The 983-nt window shown below is 71.7% G+C and carries 1 protein-coding gene; it reads right to left on the bottom strand.

Annotated features, from left to right (window positions below):
* A partial coding sequence (locus tag ADK86_RS16355) for an FtsX-like permease family protein (RefSeq protein ID WP_199834416.1) occupies positions 1-983 on the bottom strand: 983 nt, incomplete at both ends.

Raw genomic sequence — 983 nt, 5'->3', positions numbered from 1 at the left:
CGTGCCGAACGCCGCCAGGATCGCCAGCCCGATGACCGGGATCGGCAGCCGCCACCACAGCCGCCGGCGGCGCGGCACCGCGCTGCGCACGACGCCCAGTGGTTCGATGGCGATGCCGCGCAGCGCGAAGAGCGTGACGACGACGGACGATGCCGGCACCGCCAGCGCGATCAGGACGGCCAGGGCGGGGACCGGCGACAGGTCGGTGGGGAAGGCGTTGAGGCTGCTGATGTCGACCGCGCCGATGAACTGCCGGCCGAACAGGAACAGCCCGACGCCCACGGCCAGCCCGAACAGCGAGCCGAGCAGGGCCTCGCCGGCGGCGATCCGGCGCGCCATGTGGTTGTCGGCGCCCACCAGGCGCAGCGCGGCCAGCCGCCGGTCGCGCCGCTCGCCGCCGAAGCGGACGGCGGTGGCGATGAAGATGGCCACCGGCATCAGCAGGACGATGCAGCCGACGAGGTTCAGCACGAGCAGGGCCGGGTCCATGTCGGGGGACTGGATGTGCCATCCGTAGGCAGCGGCGCGGTGGGTCCCGTTCCTGTCCCCGTCCTTCAGGGAAAGCTTGTCGCTGCCCGCGTAGTAGAAGTTCTCGTTGGGGCCGCTCAGGCCCTCGTCGCCGATCGTGCCGATGACGCGGTACGGGAGCCGGTCGTGCAGCAGCTTGCCGTCCGGGGATTCCAGGAGTTCCTTCAGGGCGGGCGAGACGACCGCTTCGCCCGGTCCGGGCATCGTGTCCACGCCGGGCGGCAGTACGGGGTGGCTGCCTTCCGGACGCAGCAGGACGCCGTCCATGCTCTCGCCGCGAAACTGGGAGCGCACGTGGTGGAAGAGGAAGGAGCTGTCGGAGCGCTGCTGCGCCTGCTGTTCCCCCATCCCGATCGTGCGCGCGTTGGTCCGCTCGGAGTGGTTGTTCAGCAGGTTCGGTACGGAGGAGGCGCCCAGCAGCAGCGCCACGCCGAGGCCGACGCCGACGGCGGTCA

Source organism: Streptomyces sp. NRRL F-5755, from assembly GCF_001279365.1.
GTDB classification, from domain to species: Bacteria; Actinomycetota; Actinomycetes; order Streptomycetales; family Streptomycetaceae; genus Streptomyces; species Streptomyces rimosus.
The sequence above is the reverse complement of the archived record's forward strand: the minus strand, read 5'-3'. Positions and strand labels throughout refer to the sequence as shown.